The sequence below is a fragment of the Nocardia sp. NPDC058114 genome (assembly GCF_042884695.1).
Classification (GTDB): Bacteria; Actinomycetota; Actinomycetes; order Mycobacteriales; family Mycobacteriaceae; genus Nocardia.
In genome coordinates this window covers 18067-34329 of record NZ_JBHVTK010000018.1, presented here as the reverse complement: position 1 = coordinate 34329, position 16263 = coordinate 18067, and the positions used below count along the sequence as shown (strand labels likewise).

The following is a 16263-nucleotide window of genomic DNA, read 5'->3' as shown; positions in this document are numbered from 1 at the left end:
CAAATGGGTACCTGGGGGAGGAACGAATGGCTGAGTTCACCGGGGCGGGACCGCGCCCGCTGTTCGGTCGGATTTCGCTGCCGCACCTACTCATTGCGCAGGTCCTCGGCCTGATCGCGGGGGTTGTCGCGCTGATCTGCCGCATCGATGCGCTGATATCGCTCGCCATCGCCGTCGTGGTGGCGCTGGTGCCGCTGATCCCGATCGGCAAGCGCACGATCCTCGATTGGATCTCGACCATCCGCCGGTATTCCGCCAAGCGCGACTACACACTCGGCGACACCGTCGACTTCCGTGACACCGACGGGCGCTCGCTCGGCCTGTACTGGGACGGCAGCCGCGTGGTCACCGTCGTCGAGGTGCTGCCGCCGCGCGGTGGGCTGACCCGTATCGCGCGCACCGCCGTGCACGCCTCACACCTGTTGCCGCTGCCCGAACTGGCCGCGTGCCTCAACCAGCACGACATCCTGCTCAGCGGGATCGACATCATCAGCCACGGCCACCGCAGCCGGTCCGGCACCCCCGCGGGCGCGATCTACGAATCGCTGCTCGGCCCGCTGCCCGCGACCGCGCACCGCACAGTGTGGCTCGCGATCAGCTTCGACGCGGTGGCCTGCCCGGATGCGACGGCTCGTCGTGGTGGGGGCACCGACGGCGCTTCCCGCTCGGTCACCATCGCCACCCAGCGGATCATGCGCACGCTCGAAGACGCCGACTGCAACGCGCGCATCCTCACCGCCCCCGAGATCCGCAAGGCCGTACAGCAGATCACCGCGGGTCTCGATCCGCGCACGCTGAGTCAGCGGTGGAAGTACGCCGAGATCGGCAACGCGGTGAACATCGGCAGTGCGGTGGATCCCAAGCAGCTGGGTTCGGATCTGCTCGCCCAGCTGTGGGTCGCGCCGTCGCGGGGTACGACGGTCGCTGTGCGGTTGCGTCCCGGTAGCGACGCCGAATCCGTGAGTGTCGGCGCCGCATGGCGATTGACCGCGCGCGAGCTGCCCGAGAAGACCAAGTCCAAGGGCATGGTGTCGATGAGCGGACGCCATCGCGACGCGCTGCTGGCACACCTGCCGATCGCGGTGCCCGGTGTCGACGACACGATTCCGACCATCGAGTACCCGATCGATGTCATCGGCGCGCTGCACCTTCCGTCGTCGGGGTGCGGGCAGCTGCTGGGCTCCGACGACGAGGGCAACGGCGTCGCCACCAGGATCGTCGGCGCCGGTATCTCCACCGTGTACGTCGCCGGTGAGCTGTATCTGGCCCAGCAGTTGGTGTTCCGCGCGCTCGCTGTGGGCGAGCGGGTGCTGGTGCGCACCGACCGGGCGCAGGCCTGGGAGCAGTTGGTGACCACCGTCGGCAATCCGGAGCGGCTGACCATCGCCGTCGAAACACACCAGTCCGACGCGGGTTTCACCGCGACGGTGGTGGACGGTGTGCTCGCGCCCGCCCCGCACGCCGGTGTCACCACGATCTACCTCACCGGTGATCCGAACGGCTGGCCCGCTTCTCGCCCCGACCTGGAGATCTTCCAGCCGGGAGCGATCGGCAACCGCGTGGTGCTGCGTACGGGAACGACCAGGGTGAACCTCACGCTGGTGTCGATTCCGCGCGAGTCGACCTACATCGGCCAGCCGCGTGGTCAGCGTGCGATGGCGTCGGCCTGATCGATTCGCCGTAGCTCGCGTCACCACGCGGGCGATGTCACCGCCGGCTCAGCCCGGATAGGGTTCCACCGTGCGGGCTGCCCGCAAAGTCGTTCCCCACCAGGCCAATTGGTTCAACATACGGTCGCATGCGTCGATCGCGGCGTCGTCGTCGGTCATGCCTGCCTTGTCGAAGCGGCGTTTGGCCTGGGCGAAACTCACCGATTCGCGCACCGAGACCATGTGCAGTTCCGCGACCACCTGACGCAACTGCTCGACCGCGCGCAACCCACCCGACAACCCGCCGTAGGACACGAACCCGATCGGCTTGGCCCGCCACTCGTGCTTGGCGCTGTCGAGCGCGGTCTTCAGCGAAGCCGGATACCCGTGGTTGTACTCGGAGGTGACGGCGACGAACGCGTCCGCACCGGCCAACCTGGCCCGGAACGCCTCGACCTCCGGCGTCTCGGTGAGGTCCACCGGCAACGCCAGATCCCGCAGATCGAGCACCCCCACCTCGAATTCCGGCCGCTCCCCCAGCGCGGTGACCAGCCAGCCCGCCACCACGGGCGCGAATCGTTCGGGCCGGGTGCTGGCGACGATGATCTCCAACCGCAGCGGTGCATTCATGCCGCCGAGCTTATCGACCCCGAAATGCCCCGGTACCGGAGCCGCTGACCGGCTCGTGCACGATAGGGCGGTCGGTTTCGTTCATGGGGCGCAGGGGGTCGCACGCGTGATTATCGGACGTTGGCAGTTGGTGGAGACGTTGGGGACGTCGCGGGATTGGTCGATGTTGACCGCGGGTACCGCGCCGCGCGAGTGGGCGTCGTATCAGCGGGCTGTTCCGGCCCGGTTGCAGCCGTTGATCGCGGCCGCGCACGAGACCGGGGCGCCGGTGGAGGAGGTGTTGCCCAGGTCGCGCAATCCCTGGTCGGAGTTGCGGTTTCGGGCCGTGCCGGTGTTGTGGCCGGACTCGTCCGTGCATGCGGTGAAGGTGTGGGTGGGGCCGGAGGTCCCGGCCGACGAGCTTCGGGTCGCCCCGTTCCAGGTCGACGCCTACGCCCGGGTGGTGCGTATGCATCCTGCCGGGCTCGGATCTCACTTCGGTTCCGCCCCGGTCGAATACAGCGGTGCCGAGTCGTTCGAGCGGGTCGAGCGTTTCGATCGCGCGCTGGAATTCGTTGCCGCGCTGCACCATTCGCAACCTCGGAGTCGCTGGTCGGGCGTTGCCACCGTGCATTCGACGATCGGCCCGCGTTCGCTGCTGGTGGCCGCGCGCAACGGCGACGCCGAGCAGCGGTTCGCGTGGCGCGGCGTGTCCGTCGATGTCACCGACAGTGTCGCCCCGCAACACAAGTCGTTCGAGGCCGCGACGCTGGAATTGCTGCGCGAGTCCCAGCCGGGCCTGTACCTGGTCATCGTCGACACCGCCCAGGTGCGCGCCGTGCGCTGGGTCACCGAGCCGGTGCCGGGGCTGACATGGCGCGGAGTCGACGAGCGAACCGTCCCGCATCCCGAGGACCGGCCCAGAATCGCCGCCCTGCGGGCCGAGGTGCTGGCAGGGGCCACGCGCGCCGGGTTGAGCGGGTTGCGGCTGGCCGCCGAGGCGGGTGGCTGGCTCACCGTCGACGTCGAGGTGTCACCGCTGCCCGGCGGCGGCGCGGCGCCTGCTTTCCTACTCGCTCAGGTGCAGGTCACCGCGCAGCCGGGGTGATCAGGGCAGTTCGAAGGGCAGCGACACCCCGGCGTGCACGCGGCAGCGTTCGCAGGTGCCGGTGTCGTCGACCGCGGTGACCGCACGTCGCATGAGCTCTTTGAAAGGTCCGAGGTTCTTCTTGAATTCGGCGAACACATCGACGGCGTGCACACCGTCGCCCTCTTCCAGACCGGCATCCAAGTCGGTGACGAGAGCGACTGCCGCGTAGCACATTTCGAGTTCGCGAGCGAGAACGGCCTCGGGATGACCGGTCATGTTGACCAGGTCCCAGCCCTGCCCGGCGAACCAGCGGCTCTCGGCGCGGGTCGAGAAGCGCGGGCCCTGAACGACGACCATCGTGCCGGAATCCTCGACCCGGAGGTCACCGGCGGACTTCACCGCGGCGGCGCGCAGATCATCGCAGTAGGGATCGGCGAAGGAGACGTGGACACCGCCGCCGTCGAAGTAGGTCTGCGGGCGACCCGAGGTCCGATCGACGAGCTGATCCGGCACCGCCACGGTGCCGGGACCCCAATCGGCGCGCAGGCTGCCGACCGCGCACGGCGCGAACACCCGGCGCACCCCGAGCGAACGCAGCGCCCACATGTTCGCCTGGTAGGGCAGGGTGTGCGGCGCGAACTCGTGCTGCTTGCCGTGCCGGGGCAGGAAGGCGACGGCGCGGCCCTCGACCTCCCCGATCGCGACCGGCGCACTCGGCGCGCCATACGGTGTGTCGACCTCGACGTGCACCGCGTCGTGGTCGAAGAAGTCATAGAAACCGCTGCCGCCGATGACGGCGAGTGCGGGCCGGGGAAGCGAACTCATAGCGCCGATTCTTCCGCCCGGGCCGACCGCGCGCAGCACCGGGGACCTGTCATCTGACATTTCGACCGCGAAACTGTACCCTAGGGGGGTATTAGTTCGCCACGCGAGCTACCAGGCAGGCGAGGAGACCACGGTGACAACACCCACCCCCGACACCGCGACCGGCGACGAGCACGCGGGCCACGCAGGCCACGGCTACATCACCGCCAAGGACGACTACCTCAAGCGACTGCGCCGCATCGAAGGTCAGTCGCGCGGCCTCCAGCGCATGGTCGAAGAGGAAAAGTACTGCATCGACATCCTCACCCAGGTCTCCGCCATGACCAAGGCACTACAGGCCGTCGCGATGGGGCTGCTCGAGGATCACATCTCACACTGCGTCGTCGACGCGGCGATCGCCGGTGGACCCGAGGCCGAAGCCAAGATCAAAGAGGCCACCGACGCCATCGCCCGGTTGGTCAGGTCCTGACCGGCTCACGAAATCACCAGTGAGCCCGCGAGCCGTACTGTTCGCCGCGACCACGATGTCGTCACCGACCTGGCGATACACGGTGAATCCGGAGAACGCGGCGACGTGGACCTGCTCCCGCCACAGGTCCACGCGCCGGTCCGGGCACACATGGTCGGCTCCCCCAGGACGCCGACCCGGCCCAGTTCGGTGTGGTAAACCGCCGACGGCGCCACACCGTCGGCAAAGACTTCACGTTCCAGTGGCGTCACTGGAACTCGGACCCCCGGTCGACCGACTTCAGCCATCGCCACCACGACGAGCTGTGCTCCACCGGCCCCGGCATCCTCGATGAAGCCGATCGTCTGCGCCCGCGGGCAGATGCAGCCACGCGGGCTCGGCCTGCACCGCTGCCGCCCTGATCCGAATCGACATCGTGATCGCTCCTCGTACCGCACTGGTCCAACGAAATCCAGTGTGCTGCGAGAACGATCGTGCCGGCAGTCCTCCCGCGCCAAGCCTCTGACAATCAGTGCCACGTTGATCAGCCGATGTGTGACTGCCGATATTCACCGGGCGTCATCCCGGTCTCCTGCTGGAACACCCGATAGAAGTGCCGTTCGGAGGCGAATCCCGAGGCGTAAGCGACCGCTGCGGGCGGATGGCTTCTCGTGCGGGCCAGCAGCTTGCGCGCATGCATGATCCGCAATCTGCGCAGGGTGGTGCTGAGGCTGTCGCCAGTGCCGTCGAAGATTCGGAACAGCGTGCGGCGCGAGATGTGACAGGCCGCGGCCACCTCGTCGACGGTCAATTCCGGGTCGGTGCACCGCTTTCGGAGGTAGACCATGACGTGTTCGCGACTGAGCGCGTCGGCAGGGGCCTCGACAGGCTCGCTCCCCGCGGCGAGCAGCACCGCCGAGCCGAGGAGGTCGAGCGCACTCCTGGCCAGGATGTCGGCCTGTGCGGGCGATTGCGCGCGGACCCGGGCGAGCTCACGAAAGTAGGTGGCCACCACACCCGCCGGGCTGTCCGGAGCAATCGCGGTGGCGGTCGGTATGCGGACCTCGGCGAGACCCGGCTGCAGGCGGAGCAGTCGCGTGGGCACTCGCACGAGCACCTGCTCGTAGGACACGCTGTCGTGCCAGAGCGAGGGCCGCGCGGTGTCGAGGAACGTCATCTCGCCCGGCCTCAGTAGCACCGAGCGGCCGTCTTGGGTGAGTCGGGCATGACCGGCGACCTGAATGCTGACAAGCAGGTATTCCTCGTCGGCACACGCCACATGCGTCTTGGTGCGCCGGAATTCCTGATTCCCACCCGCGAGCGCGGTCAGCGAGAAGTCGGCGACACCGGGCAAGGCACTGCTGGTGAGCCTGCCGAACGTGGGCGCGTCCAATGTGGGATCGAGCGCGAGTGGGAAATACGTCTTCGTCATCAACGCCTCCCACTGCTCGAACTCCGCACTGCGCGGTGTCTGCGCCGAGAACTCCAGCGTCGTCGTTTCGTTCGCCACAGGCGACCTCCGGAAACGAGAATCAGATGCTGCCGTCGTGCGGCATCGCCCAGAAGAATACCCCCGCTCCGCGCCTCGAATGCAATTGCAAATGTACTTACATTCGGTCTTGACCAGGTAAAATCTCTCTGCGCAAGCCTCTTTCAGCACGCTCCGGTACGAGGGCCGCGGACAGCACCCGACACACGTGCGCGCGGTGTACCGGAAGACGTGACCGGGCCGTGTTTACTGGTGGTTGCCAGCAGGATGCTCGTCGACGCGCCACCGGGAGGACACGTCCATGTCTGCCGAATCCGCCGTCCTGTCCGTGCGCTCCGAGGACGGCCGCTCGTTCGTCGTCGAGAACGCCGCGGCCAGCCCCTTCCCCGCCGGATCCCTGATCGTGGTCAGTTGCGCAGGGCGCAGGCAGCTCGGGCTGGTCGAGGAGCGCACGGCGACCGTGCCCGTCGGGTTGCGGGGCAGGTTGATCGGCGAACTCACCGATGACGGGATCGACACCAGAGCCAGTCACGCGTTCGACGGCGGGGAGATCGGCCCCGCCGATCGCGACACCGTCACCGCGCTCCACCACATCACCGGCGCCGAGCTCGAGGTCGGCGTGAGTCTGTCGGCGCCCGGCGGCCCCGCTCGACTGCTCCCCACCCGTTTCAACCGGCACACGTTCTGGTGTGGACAGAGCGGTTCCGGCAAGACCTACGCTCTCGGCGTCGTCCTCGAGCAGCTGATCGCGTACACCGCGCTGCCGATCGTCATCTTCGACCCGAATTCCGATTTCGTCCGCATCGGCGAGGTGATCCCCGGCGCCACCGGCCCCACCGCGCAGGCCCTGCGCGAGCGCGACATCCGCGTCCTGCGACCGAAATCCGAACCACCCGGTCGCCTGCGGGCGAAGTTCATCGACATGCCCTTGACCTCGAAGGCCGCTGTGCTGCAGCTGGATCCGGTGGCCGACAGGGAGGAGTTCAACGAACTGATCCATCTGGCGTCGGCGATGTCCGGCGAAATCCACGATGTCCTGGACAACCTGCGCGCCGTCGAGAACACGGCTCGCCGCCGGCTCGCGATGCGCGTGGAGAATCTGGGGCTGCTCGACTGGGAGGTCTGGGCGGGAGCCGACCAGGCGGTCACCGAGATCGTCGCCGATCGCCCCGATGTGACAGTCCTGGATCTCGGCGGATTCTCCACGCCCGCACAGCAACTCGTCGTCGCCTTGTCGCTGCTCGACGATCTGTGGGCCAAACGCGAGGAACGCCGCCCGGTTCTGCTGGTGATCGACGAAGCGCACAACCTCGCCTCACCCCGACTCGAATCGCCGGTGGCCGTCGCGGTGCGCGAGCGGTTGATCCAGATCGCCGCCGAGGGGCGCAAATTCGGCCTGTGGTTGCTGCTGTCGACACAGCGGCCGTCGAAGGTGCACCCCGGCATCATCTCTCAGTGCGACAACCTCGCCTTGATGAAGATGACCTCCCCCTCCGACCTGGAGGAACTCGGCACCTACTTCGGCTACGCGCCGAGCGGCCTGCTCGCCCAGGCGCCCTGGTTCCGGCAGGGTGAGGCGTTGCTGGCCGGCGGATTCGTCCCGACGCCCGCACTGGCCAAGGTGAACGCCCGGCTGACCCGTGAAGCGGGCGCCGATGTCTCGGTGCCGCTGCGATGACCTCCGGCTTCGTCGCACTGTGGTTCGCGGCCGTCGTCTCAGGCCCCCGTGAGGCCGACGCGCACCGGCTCACGCCGCACGATCCGACCGCTCGGTACCCGGAGCGGCAGGCGCTCACCGCGGGGCGCGGCCGCGGTGGCCGGGCGCACGGTGCGGCCGAGATCTAGATCGGCGTAGAGCAGTCCCTCGTCACCTTCGGCCAGCGGTGCGGCGAGTTCGAGTCCGCCGGGCCCGAAGATCCGCGAGACCCCGCCACCGCCACGCAGCAGGCGCCGCTCCGGCATCCGCGCGTCGACGACCTCCCAGCCTGCCACCGGCACGACCGCGACGGGCGCGATGACATGGGTCGATCCGTCCATCGCGTAGCGAACACTGGCGGCGGTATTGAGATCGGGCCCCCATTCCTTGCCCTCCCCGTAGTACACGGTGAAGCCCGACCACGCGGCGATGTGGAGCTGCTCGCGCTGATCGTGCATCTGTCCACGCAGGTCGGCACGGAGATGATCGGCGCCGCCGAGTACGCCGATCCGGCCGTGCACGGTGTCACGAACCAGCGGTCCCCCACCGGGTGCGGCATTGAAGACAGTGCGCTCGAGCCCGGTGGGTTCCGCCTTGCGAGCGACAGCGATGGTGCCGTCGGCATCGATCAGCGCCTGGGACATGAAGACCTCGTGCCCGGCCCGCTCGGCGAAGCCGATCGAGACGTGCACGCCCGTGCGCCGGGCGGCGTAGGCGATGGCGCGCAGTTCGGGGCCGTCGGCGGTCAGCGCGTTGGCCAGATACCTGGCCAGGAATTCCTCGCCCCAATCGACCGAATTGAGCCACATCCACCACGGGAATCCGGGCAGGAATGTCTCCGGAAAAGCAATCACTTGCGCGCCGCCGCGTTCGGCCGACGCGATGTATTCGATTGTCTGTTCGACTCCGGCAGAAAGATTCAACCACTTCGGCTCGGCTTGCACCGCTGCCACGCGTACCCGACTCATCGTGCCCCCTTGTCGCTCAACCAGTGAAGAGTGTTCAATTCACTCTCTCGCAGAATGGCGCCACACAAACTGTCATCCCGTGCCAGCCGACTGACGGTCTGTGCCAATCCGCCGATTGCGATGAGTTTCGCCGAAGGTCTACCGAATATCGCGTGAGAACAGCGGTATCAGATAGACAGCGCGCTCGACGCGAGCATGCGGAATTCGCCGGGAGTCATCCCCGTCTCCAGCCGGAAGGCCCGGAAGAAGTGTCGCTCGGAGGCGAAGCCGGACGCGAGCGCGACCGTCGCGGTCGCGCGGCCGGGGTCGCGGGTGAGCAGGGTGCGCGCGCATTCCACCCGCATACGCCGCAGCACGGCGCTGAGTCCGTCTTCCACATCACCGAAGAGCCGGTACAGCGTTCGACGCGACACCAGACAGGCACGGGCGATGTCGTCGATGGTCAGGCCAGGGTCGGCGCACCGGGTCCGCATGAAGGACAGCACCTGCTCGCGGGACAGCGCCTGCGCGGGCTGACCCGACGGGATCTCCCCCGAGGCCAGCCGGACCGCGGAGGCGAGCAGTTTGACCCCGTTGTCGGCCAGGACAGTCGCATGGCCGGGAGCGCTCTGCTGGATGCGGGCCAGATCGCGAAAGAAGCCGGCGACCGCCCCACCCGCGCTGTCGGCGGTGACCGTCACCGCGGTCGGCAACGGGGATCCACCCGGGCCGAGCTGCTGACGCAGGACCTCGAGTGGCGTCTGGACCACGACTTGCGCCCACGGACCCTCCAGGTCCCAGTGGTATGGGCGCGAGGTGTCGTAGAAGACCATGTCGCCGGGGCGGACCAAGGCGACTCGATCGTCTTGGTGCAGCAGTCCGGAACCTTCGGTCAGGATGGAGACCAGGAGGAATTCACCGTCGGTCTTCGCGATTCCGCGCGGGGTGCGGCGGATGCGCTGGCCGCTCGCGCGGACCGTCGACAGATCGAAGCCGGGGTGACTGCTGCGCTCGATGCGGCCGTGGAAGGTGCCGTCACCGCTCGGATCCGCCATCAGCGGGACGTAACTCTCCGACAGCAGCGACTCCCATTCGGCAAACGATTCGCGTGCTCCGGCGCGCGTCTGCGCGATCTCCATGCCAACCACCTCGCTTCCTATCCGAGTCGAACAGCAAACAGTTGGCGTCGCACAATCGTCGGGCTCGCCCGTGGCCGAGCCTGCCAGATCAACCGTCCAATTTCCATCAGTTGTTTCCGAATGGGATGGTTTGCCGACATCGGAAATGCGTCTAGCACTGTCGATTCCAGCGGATAACCGACCCGGGTCTTTCAATATGAAACATCCATGTGAGGCACATCACCTAACCCGGCTTGACGGCAATCGTCAGCCGATATCGGCGCCGGAACGAGCTACTACTCGGTACTCACCCGGCGTCATACCCGTCGCCGCGTGGAACGCACGATAGAACTGCCGCTCGGTGGCGAATCCCGATGCGGTCGCCACCGCGGCGATCGAACGGAAGTCGCTCGCCACGAGCAACACCCGCGCCCGCTCCAACCGCATTCCGCGCAGGACCGCCCCGAGCCCGCCCTCGAATTCCGCGACCACCCGATAGAGCGTGCGCCGCGACACCCGGCAGCCGTCCGCGATCCGTTCGATCGTCAGTTCGGGGTCGGTGAAATGGGCGCGCAGATAGTCCAGCACCTGCTGCCCGTTCACCGCCGCGATCTGCGCCCGGCCGGGCCGCTCGCCCGCCGCGATGGTGGCCGCCGCACCGAGGAGGTCGATACCGCTGCCCGCGAGCACCGCCGCCGACGCCGGATCGGTGCTGTGCAGCTGGGCGACCTGGCGGAAGAATCTGGCGAGCATCAACCCGACGCCCCCTTCCCCGATCACCATCCCGGCAGGCAGCAGATCAGCACGGATACCCAGGTAGTCGACGACCTGCTGCCGGGGCACCCGGACCGTGAGATCCTCGATCAGGCCCTCCGAGCGCCACCGAATCGGCTGTTCGGTGTCGTAGAAGATCATCGCGCCCGGTGCCAGCTCGACGCGGTTGCCCGCGTGCTCCACCTGGGCGTGGCCGGCGAGCACCACGCTACCGATGACGTGGAAATCGTCGGCCCTGGCGATATGCCTGCGCGTGCGGCGCAATTCGTGACCCTCGGCCACCACGGTGCCTACAGAGATGTCCCCGAAATCGGCCGACCTGATCCGCCCCTCGAACGCGCGCGACACAGTGGGCGCGATCGACACCTCGGTGATCGCGCCGGCGACCAGCTGTTCCCAGTGCGCGAAAGCATCCGGCGGCGCGATCTCCGCGGTCGAGCAGATCTCGGGAAATCCTTCGAACGATGTCATCGCCCGACGTCGCTATTCCACCGCGACAGGGCGCACGCTCGCCCCGAATTCAGCTGACGCCATTCGTGTCTCCGCCATGATCGCTGCCACTCGCCGAATGCGGTGACCGAGGAAGTATCCATCGTCTGGGAAATCTAGCATCGCCCCCGATTACCACACCGATAACGTGAGCGCCGCCACCACAACTCGGCGGCCGAGACAAGAAAATTTTCTTACTTTCTTCGACTAGGGAAAGTCTCGAACAAATATCGGATCGCCACTCGACAGTTCAGGTGTCACAGAATTCGGTGAACGGATACGGCTATTAATCGCCGCAGCAACCGCCCTCTGCCACCGGCACAGTTCTGGATTCCCGGGTTTGGGCATTACGCGCGGCGAGGTCGGCGTCGGCCGGATAGTCGACGGCGATGAGGCTCAAACCGTGGGCGGGAGCTACCGTCACCGAGCTGGAACGTGCCGTCTCGGCGAGCAGGGACGTAGTCCATTCGGGGGCGCGGCGGCCCTCGCCGACCGCGAGGACGGCGCCGACGAGGCTGCGGACCATCGACCAGCAGAAGGCATCGGCGCTCACGTAGGCGGTGAGCAGGTCGCCGTCACGTTCCCAGTCGAAGCGCTGGAGTTCGCGGATGGTGGTCGCGCCCTCGCGACGTCGGCAGAAGGCGGCGAAGTTGTGCAGGCCCAACAGGTTTCGTGAAGCGGCGCGCATGGCCTCGAGTTCTACGCCGGGCTTGCACGGCACCACCCCGCGTGCCTGCAACGGCTGGGCGCCGTAGGGGGCGGTGGTGAGCCGGTAGGCGTAGTGGCGGCGCATCGCGGAGAAGCGGGCGTCGAACTCGGGCACAGCGGTACGGATTTCGGTGATCCGCACGTCCTTGGGCAGGAACTTGGCCATCCGGTACAGCAACTTGTCGGCGTCGAACTCGGACTCGGTGTCGAAGTGCGCGACCTGTCCCTCGGCGTGCACGCCCGCGTCCGTGCGGCCGGCGACCGTCAGCTGCAGCGGCTCACGCAATACCTTCGACAGCGACTCCTCCAGCACGCCCTGCACGGTGCGCAACCCCGGCTGCCGTGCCCAGCCGGTGAAATCGGTGCCGTCATAACTGATCCCGAGCCGCACCCGAGTCATGCCATCCTCCTGAATTCGCACGCGGAAAAGAACCGAGCCCGCCACCCACGAAGGGTGACGGGCTCGGCAGAACTCCTGAGAATCAGGCGTCCTTCTTGTCCTCGGTGGCCTCGTCGGCGGCCGGGGCGTCAGCCACGGTCTCGTCGGCGACGGTCTCCTCGACCTCAGCGGCCGGGGCCTCTTCGGTCTTCTGCGAAGCGGCGACGCGACGGGCCCGATCGGCCTCGTTGGTCACGGTCTTCTCGCGGACGAGTTCGATGATGGCCATCGGCGCGTTGTCACCCTTGCGCGGCAGCGCCTTGGTGATACGGGTGTAGCCACCCTCGCGACCCTCGAACGAGGGGCCGATGTCCGCGAACAGGACGTGCACGACGTCCTTGTTGCGGATGTCCTTCATGACCTCACGACGGTCGGCAAGGCTGCCGCCCTTCGCCTTGGTGATGATCTTCTCGGCGTAGGGACGCACCGCCTTGGCCTTGGCCTCGGTGGTCGTGATCCGACCGTGCTCGAAAAGCGCCGTGGCCAGGTTGGCGAAGATCGCCTTCTGGTGCGACGCCGAGCCGCCGAACCGGCGGCCCTTCTTGGGCTTGGGCATTGTGGGTTTCTCCTGGGCGTATTAAAGCTGTTCGGTTTCGGCGTAGTCCTGCTCGCCGCCGTCGGTATCACTGAACGTGCCGCTGTCGCTCCACGTTCCGGTGCTCGCGTCGTAACCCACCACGGAGGACGGGTCGAACGACGCCGGGCTGTCCTTGAGCGAGAGGCCCAGCGTGTGCAGCTTGACCTTCACCTCGTCGATGGACTTCTGGCCGAAGTTGCGGATGTCGAGCAGGTCCGACTCGGTGCGGGCAACGAGCTCGCCCACCGTGTGCACACCCTCGCGCTTGAGGCAGTTGTAGGACCGGACGGTGAGGTCCAGGTCCTCGATCGGCAGACCGAACGAGGCGATGTGGTCTGCCTCGGCCGGGCTGGGGCCGATCTCGATGCCCTCGGCTTCGACGTTGAGCTCACGGGCCAGGCCGAAGAGCTCGACCAGGGTCTTACCGGCCGAAGCCAGCGCGTCCCGAGCCGTGATGGAGTTCTTGGTCTCCACGTCGAGGATGAGACGGTCGAAGTCGGTGCGCTGCTCGACACGGGTGGCCTCGACCTTGTAGGTCACCTTGAGCACCGGGGAGTAGATCGAATCCACCGGGATCCGGCCGATTTCCGCGCCGGTCGCCTTGTTCTGCACGGCGGGCACGTAACCGCGGCCCCGCTCGACGACGAGCTCGATCTCGAGCTTGCCCTTGTCGTTCAGGGTGGCGATGTGCATGTCCGGGTTGTGCACGATGACGCCGGCAGGCGGAACGATGTCACCGGCGGTGACGGTGCCCGGGCCCTGCTTACGCACGTACATGGTGACCGGCTCGTCCTCTTCGGAGGACACGACCAGGCCCTTGAGGTTCAGGATGATGTCGGTGACATCTTCCTTCACGCCGGGGACGGTGGTGAACTCGTGCAGGACGCCGTCGATGCGGATGCTCGTGACCGCGGCCCCCGGGATGGAGGACAGCAGGGTACGACGCAGCGAGTTGCCGAGGGTGTAACCGAAGCCCGGCTCGAGGGGTTCGATGGTGAACTTCGAGCGGTTCTCCGCCACAACCTCTTCGGTCAGTGTCGGACGCTGGGAAATCAGCATGAGGATCTACTTCCTGTTCAGGGCATCCGCTATTTGATGCCTCGTCAGTGATTGCGGGGGTCGCCGCGTAGCGACCCCCACCGTTAAGCGATTACTTCGAGTAGTACTCGACGATGAGCTGTTCCTGCAGCGGCACATCGATCTGCGCGCGCTCGGGCAGCTGGTGCACCAGGATGCGCAGGCGGCCGGGGACGACCTGCAGCCAACCGGGAACCGGACGGTCGCCGACGGTCTCGCGAGCCACCTGGAACGGCAGCGTCGGGAGCGACTTCTCCTTGACATCGATGATGTCGTACTGGGAGACCTGGTAGCTGGGGACGTTCACCTTGACACCGTTGACGATGAAGTGACCGTGGCTGACCAGCTGACGGGCCTGACGACGGGTACGGGCCAGACCGGCGCGGTACACGACGTTGTCCAGACGCGACTCGAGCAGACGGAGCAGGTTGTCGCCGGTCTTACCCTTGAGGCGGTTGGCCTCTTCGTAGTAACGACGGAACTGCTTCTCCATGACGCCGTACGAGAAGCGAGCCTTCTGCTTCTCCTGCAGCTGCATGAGGTACTCGGATTCCTTGATCCGCGCGCGGCCGTGCTGGCCGGGCGGGTAAGGACGACGCTCGAACGCCTGGTCGCCTCCGACGAGGTCGACGCGCAGACGACGCGACTTGCGGGTGATGGGGCCTGTATAACGTGCCATTTTGAGCTTTTTCCTTTCCCGCTATTAGACGCGACGCCGCTTGGGCGGACGGCAGCCGTTGTGCGGCTGAGGAGTGACATCGGAGATCGAGCCGACCTCCAGGCCGGCGGCCTGCAGCGAACGGATCGCGGTCTCGCGGCCCGAACCCGGGCCCTTCACGAACACGTCGACCTTCTTGACGCCGTTCTCCTGCGCCTTGCGGGCAGCGTTCTCGGCAGCGAGCTGCGCGGCGAACGGGGTGCTCTTACGCGAACCCTTGAAACCGACGTGACCCGACGACGCCCACGAGATGACATTGCCCTCGGGGTCGGTGATCGAGACGATGGTGTTGTTGAACGTGCTCTTGATGTGCGCGTGGCCGTGCGGGATGTTCTTCTTATCCCGGCGACGCGACTTCTGAGTCTTCTTCGGGCCAGCGGCCCGGCTCTTCGGAGGCATACGCTATCCCTACTTCTTCTTGCCGGCGACGGTCTTCTTCGGACCCTTGCGCGTACGCGCGTTGGTCTTGGTGCGCTGACCACGAACGGGCAGGCCACGACGGTGGCGGATGCCCTGGTAGCAGCCGATCTCGATCTTGCGACGAATATCGGCCTGAACCTCGCGGCGCAGGTCACCTTCGACCTTGTAGTCCGAAGCCTCGATGTACTCGCGGAGCTTCGCCAGGTCGTCGTCGTTCAGGTCCTTGGAGCGCAGGTCGGGGCTGACGCCCGTCTCGGCCAGGATCTGGGTGGCGCGGGTGCGCCCGATTCCGAAAATGTAGGTCAGCGCGATCTCCATGCGCTTTTCGCGCGGGAGATCAACGCCCATCAGACGTGCCATGTGGCAGGTTCCTTAATGGTTGCGGAGGTCTGCTCCCCGTCCGTCCCCCCGTCTTCACAAAGGTGGGGGCACCGGCCTCCGTGCCGGTGGATGGCGCGCACAAGTGCGTGCGTGCTGGAACTGGGAGTGCTTCTTTCGGTCAGTCCGATCAGACGATCGGTGCCCGGTGGTGAGGCTGTATCAGCCCTGACGCTGCTTGTGGCGCAGGTTGTCGCAGATCACCATGACCCGACCATGACGGCGGATCACCTTGCACTTCTCGCAGATCTTCTTGACGCTCGGATTAACCTTCACGTCAGTCCAATCTTGTATTGGTCCACACAGGTGGTGTGAACACAGTTTTTCCCCAGCCAGAGGACCGGGGAAGTCTGGTGTGCGTCCCGTTGCCGGGACGCTGTGCGACGCCGCGCGCCGGTGAGGCTCGCGACGCCGTCAGGCATCACTTGTAGCGGTAGACAATCCGGCCGCGTGAGAGGTCGTACGGCGACAGCTCGACGACCACGCGGTCTTCCGGAAGGATACGAATGTAGTGCTGCCGCATCTTTCCGCTGATGTGCGCGAGAACCTTGTGACCGTTCTCGAGCTCGATCCGGAACATCGCATTGGGCAGCGGCTCGACAACTCGACCCTCGACCTCGATGGCCCCGTCTTTCTTCGCCATATCCTCCGCGATCCCGGTTACGCTCAACCTGAGTTTGATGGCCGTCCGCGTGTGTAGCGTCGACCAAGAGCCCGTCGACATGCATGCGAACAGTCGGCGCATAGGTGCACCGCCGCTCAAGCTTACCGGGCCGGGCGGCCAGAGGCAAAAGTGCCCCGAACCGTACACC

The 16263-nt window shown here is 66.8% G+C and carries 18 protein-coding genes; 4 read left to right on the top strand and 14 right to left on the bottom strand.

Features of this window, described 5'->3' with window-relative positions; translation table 11 throughout:
- Positions 1-26: 26 nt before the first annotated feature.
- Positions 27-1670 (top strand): type VII secretion protein EccE, encoded by a 1644-nt coding sequence (gene eccE, locus ACFVVI_RS34345; protein ID WP_387449012.1) that lies wholly within the window; start codon positions 27-29, stop codon positions 1668-1670.
- Positions 1671-1718: 48 nt separating this feature from the next.
- Here eccE and ACFVVI_RS34340 read toward each other — a convergent pair whose 3' ends face one another.
- Complete coding sequence (locus tag ACFVVI_RS34340) at positions 1719-2279, bottom strand: NADPH-dependent FMN reductase (RefSeq protein WP_387449009.1); 561 nt, start codon at positions 2277-2279, stop codon at positions 1719-1721.
- Positions 2280-2334: 55 nt separating this feature from the next.
- Here ACFVVI_RS34340 and ACFVVI_RS34335 point away from each other — a divergent pair, with 55 nt between their 5' ends.
- Entirely contained in the window at positions 2335-3366 is a 1032-nt protein-coding gene (locus tag ACFVVI_RS34335) for a GAF domain-containing protein (RefSeq protein WP_387449006.1), read from the top strand.
- Here the strand turns inward: ACFVVI_RS34335 and ACFVVI_RS34330 are convergent, their stop codons facing one another.
- Positions 3367-4173: an S-methyl-5'-thioadenosine phosphorylase gene (locus ACFVVI_RS34330; RefSeq protein WP_378993607.1), complete on the bottom strand. Its 807-nt coding sequence runs from the start codon at positions 4171-4173 to the stop codon at positions 3367-3369.
- A gap of 133 nt (positions 4174-4306) precedes the next feature.
- Here ACFVVI_RS34330 and ACFVVI_RS34325 point away from each other — a divergent pair, with 133 nt between their 5' ends.
- Positions 4307-4642 carry a metal-sensitive transcriptional regulator gene (locus ACFVVI_RS34325; protein WP_378993608.1) on the top strand — a complete coding sequence of 112 codons (336 nt, stop codon included), beginning with the start codon at positions 4307-4309 and terminating at the stop codon, positions 4640-4642.
- A gap of 523 nt (positions 4643-5165) precedes the next feature.
- Here ACFVVI_RS34325 and ACFVVI_RS34320 read toward each other — a convergent pair.
- Entirely contained in the window at positions 5166-6131 is a 966-nt protein-coding gene (locus ACFVVI_RS34320; protein ID WP_378993609.1) for a helix-turn-helix domain-containing protein, read from the bottom strand.
- Between the two features lie 280 nt (positions 6132-6411).
- On the opposite strand from ACFVVI_RS34320, the gene ACFVVI_RS34315 reads away from it, so the two are divergent.
- Positions 6412-7788: an ATP-binding protein gene (locus ACFVVI_RS34315; RefSeq protein WP_378993610.1), complete on the top strand. Its 1377-nt coding sequence runs from the start codon at positions 6412-6414 to the stop codon at positions 7786-7788.
- A 38-nt stretch (positions 7789-7826) separates the two neighbouring features.
- Here the strand turns inward: ACFVVI_RS34315 and ACFVVI_RS34310 are convergent, their stop codons facing one another.
- The 11 genes from ACFVVI_RS34310 to infA all read right to left on the bottom strand — a co-directional run bounded on the left by ACFVVI_RS34310 (position 7827) and on the right by infA (position 16094).
- A complete protein-coding gene (locus ACFVVI_RS34310; protein ID WP_387449001.1) occupies positions 7827-8774 on the bottom strand; it encodes a nitrilase-related carbon-nitrogen hydrolase in 948 nt (315 codons plus the stop codon).
- Positions 8775-8941: 167 nt separating this feature from the next.
- A complete protein-coding gene (locus tag ACFVVI_RS34305) occupies positions 8942-9892 on the bottom strand; it encodes a helix-turn-helix domain-containing protein (RefSeq protein ID WP_387448998.1) in 951 nt (316 codons plus the stop codon).
- Between the two features lie 246 nt (positions 9893-10138).
- Complete coding sequence (locus tag ACFVVI_RS34300) at positions 10139-11116, bottom strand: helix-turn-helix domain-containing protein (protein ID WP_387448995.1); 978 nt, start codon at positions 11114-11116, stop codon at positions 10139-10141.
- Positions 11117-11420: 304 nt separating this feature from the next.
- A complete protein-coding gene (truA, locus tag ACFVVI_RS34295; protein WP_387449068.1) occupies positions 11421-12233 on the bottom strand; it encodes a tRNA pseudouridine(38-40) synthase TruA in 813 nt (270 codons plus the stop codon).
- A gap of 91 nt (positions 12234-12324) precedes the next feature.
- Positions 12325-12837: a 50S ribosomal protein L17 gene (rplQ, locus tag ACFVVI_RS34290; RefSeq protein WP_378661942.1), complete on the bottom strand. Its 513-nt coding sequence runs from the start codon at positions 12835-12837 to the stop codon at positions 12325-12327.
- Positions 12838-12858: 21 nt separating this feature from the next.
- Entirely contained in the window at positions 12859-13917 is a 1059-nt protein-coding gene (locus tag ACFVVI_RS34285; RefSeq protein ID WP_056818293.1) for a DNA-directed RNA polymerase subunit alpha, read from the bottom strand.
- Positions 13918-14008: 91 nt separating this feature from the next.
- Positions 14009-14614, bottom strand: coding sequence for a 30S ribosomal protein S4 (rpsD, locus tag ACFVVI_RS34280; RefSeq protein ID WP_301904992.1), 606 nt, complete (start codon positions 14612-14614; stop codon positions 14009-14011).
- Between the two features lie 24 nt (positions 14615-14638).
- Positions 14639-15052, bottom strand: a complete 414-nt coding sequence (gene rpsK, locus ACFVVI_RS34275; protein WP_019045110.1) for a 30S ribosomal protein S11 — start codon at positions 15050-15052, stop codon at positions 14639-14641.
- A gap of 9 nt (positions 15053-15061) precedes the next feature.
- Entirely contained in the window at positions 15062-15433 is a 372-nt protein-coding gene (rpsM, locus tag ACFVVI_RS34270) for a 30S ribosomal protein S13 (protein ID WP_067448181.1), read from the bottom strand.
- 180 nt (positions 15434-15613) lie between these two features.
- The gene (gene rpmJ / locus ACFVVI_RS34265; RefSeq protein ID WP_056818299.1) at positions 15614-15727 is read right to left on the bottom strand and encodes a 50S ribosomal protein L36; all 114 of its coding nucleotides are present in this window, start codon (positions 15725-15727) and stop codon (positions 15614-15616) included.
- 145 nt (positions 15728-15872) lie between these two features.
- Positions 15873-16094, bottom strand: coding sequence for a translation initiation factor IF-1 (gene infA / locus ACFVVI_RS34260; RefSeq protein WP_003418601.1), 222 nt, complete (start codon positions 16092-16094; stop codon positions 15873-15875).
- Between the last annotated feature and the right edge of the window lie 169 nt (positions 16095-16263).

Coding starts and splice junctions, on each gene's coding strand:
- eccE (WP_387449012.1), top strand. CDS start 27: ATGGCTGAGTTCACCGGGGCGGGACCGCGCCCGCTGTTCGGTCGGATT.
- ACFVVI_RS34340 (WP_387449009.1), bottom strand. CDS start 2,279: ATGAATGCACCGCTGCGGTTGGAGATCATCGTCGCCAGCACCCGGCCC.
- ACFVVI_RS34330 (WP_378993607.1), bottom strand. CDS start 4,173: ATGAGTTCGCTTCCCCGGCCCGCACTCGCCGTCATCGGCGGCAGCGGT.
- ACFVVI_RS34315 (WP_378993610.1), top strand. CDS start 6,412: ATGTCTGCCGAATCCGCCGTCCTGTCCGTGCGCTCCGAGGACGGCCGC.
- ACFVVI_RS34310 (WP_387449001.1), bottom strand. CDS start 8,774: ATGAGTCGGGTACGCGTGGCAGCGGTGCAAGCCGAGCCGAAGTGGTTG.
- ACFVVI_RS34305 (WP_387448998.1), bottom strand. CDS start 9,892: ATGGAGATCGCGCAGACGCGCGCCGGAGCACGCGAATCGTTTGCCGAA.
- ACFVVI_RS34300 (WP_387448995.1), bottom strand. CDS start 11,116: ATGACATCGTTCGAAGGATTTCCCGAGATCTGCTCGACCGCGGAGATC.
- rplQ (WP_378661942.1), bottom strand. CDS start 12,837: ATGCCCAAGCCCAAGAAGGGCCGCCGGTTCGGCGGCTCGGCGTCGCAC.
- ACFVVI_RS34285 (WP_056818293.1), bottom strand. CDS start 13,917: ATGCTGATTTCCCAGCGTCCGACACTGACCGAAGAGGTTGTGGCGGAG.
- rpsD (WP_301904992.1), bottom strand. CDS start 14,614: ATGGCACGTTATACAGGCCCCATCACCCGCAAGTCGCGTCGTCTGCGC.
- rpsK (WP_019045110.1), bottom strand. CDS start 15,052: ATGCCTCCGAAGAGCCGGGCCGCTGGCCCGAAGAAGACTCAGAAGTCG.
- rpsM (WP_067448181.1), bottom strand. CDS start 15,433: ATGGCACGTCTGATGGGCGTTGATCTCCCGCGCGAAAAGCGCATGGAG.
- infA (WP_003418601.1), bottom strand. CDS start 16,094: ATGGCGAAGAAAGACGGGGCCATCGAGGTCGAGGGTCGAGTTGTCGAG.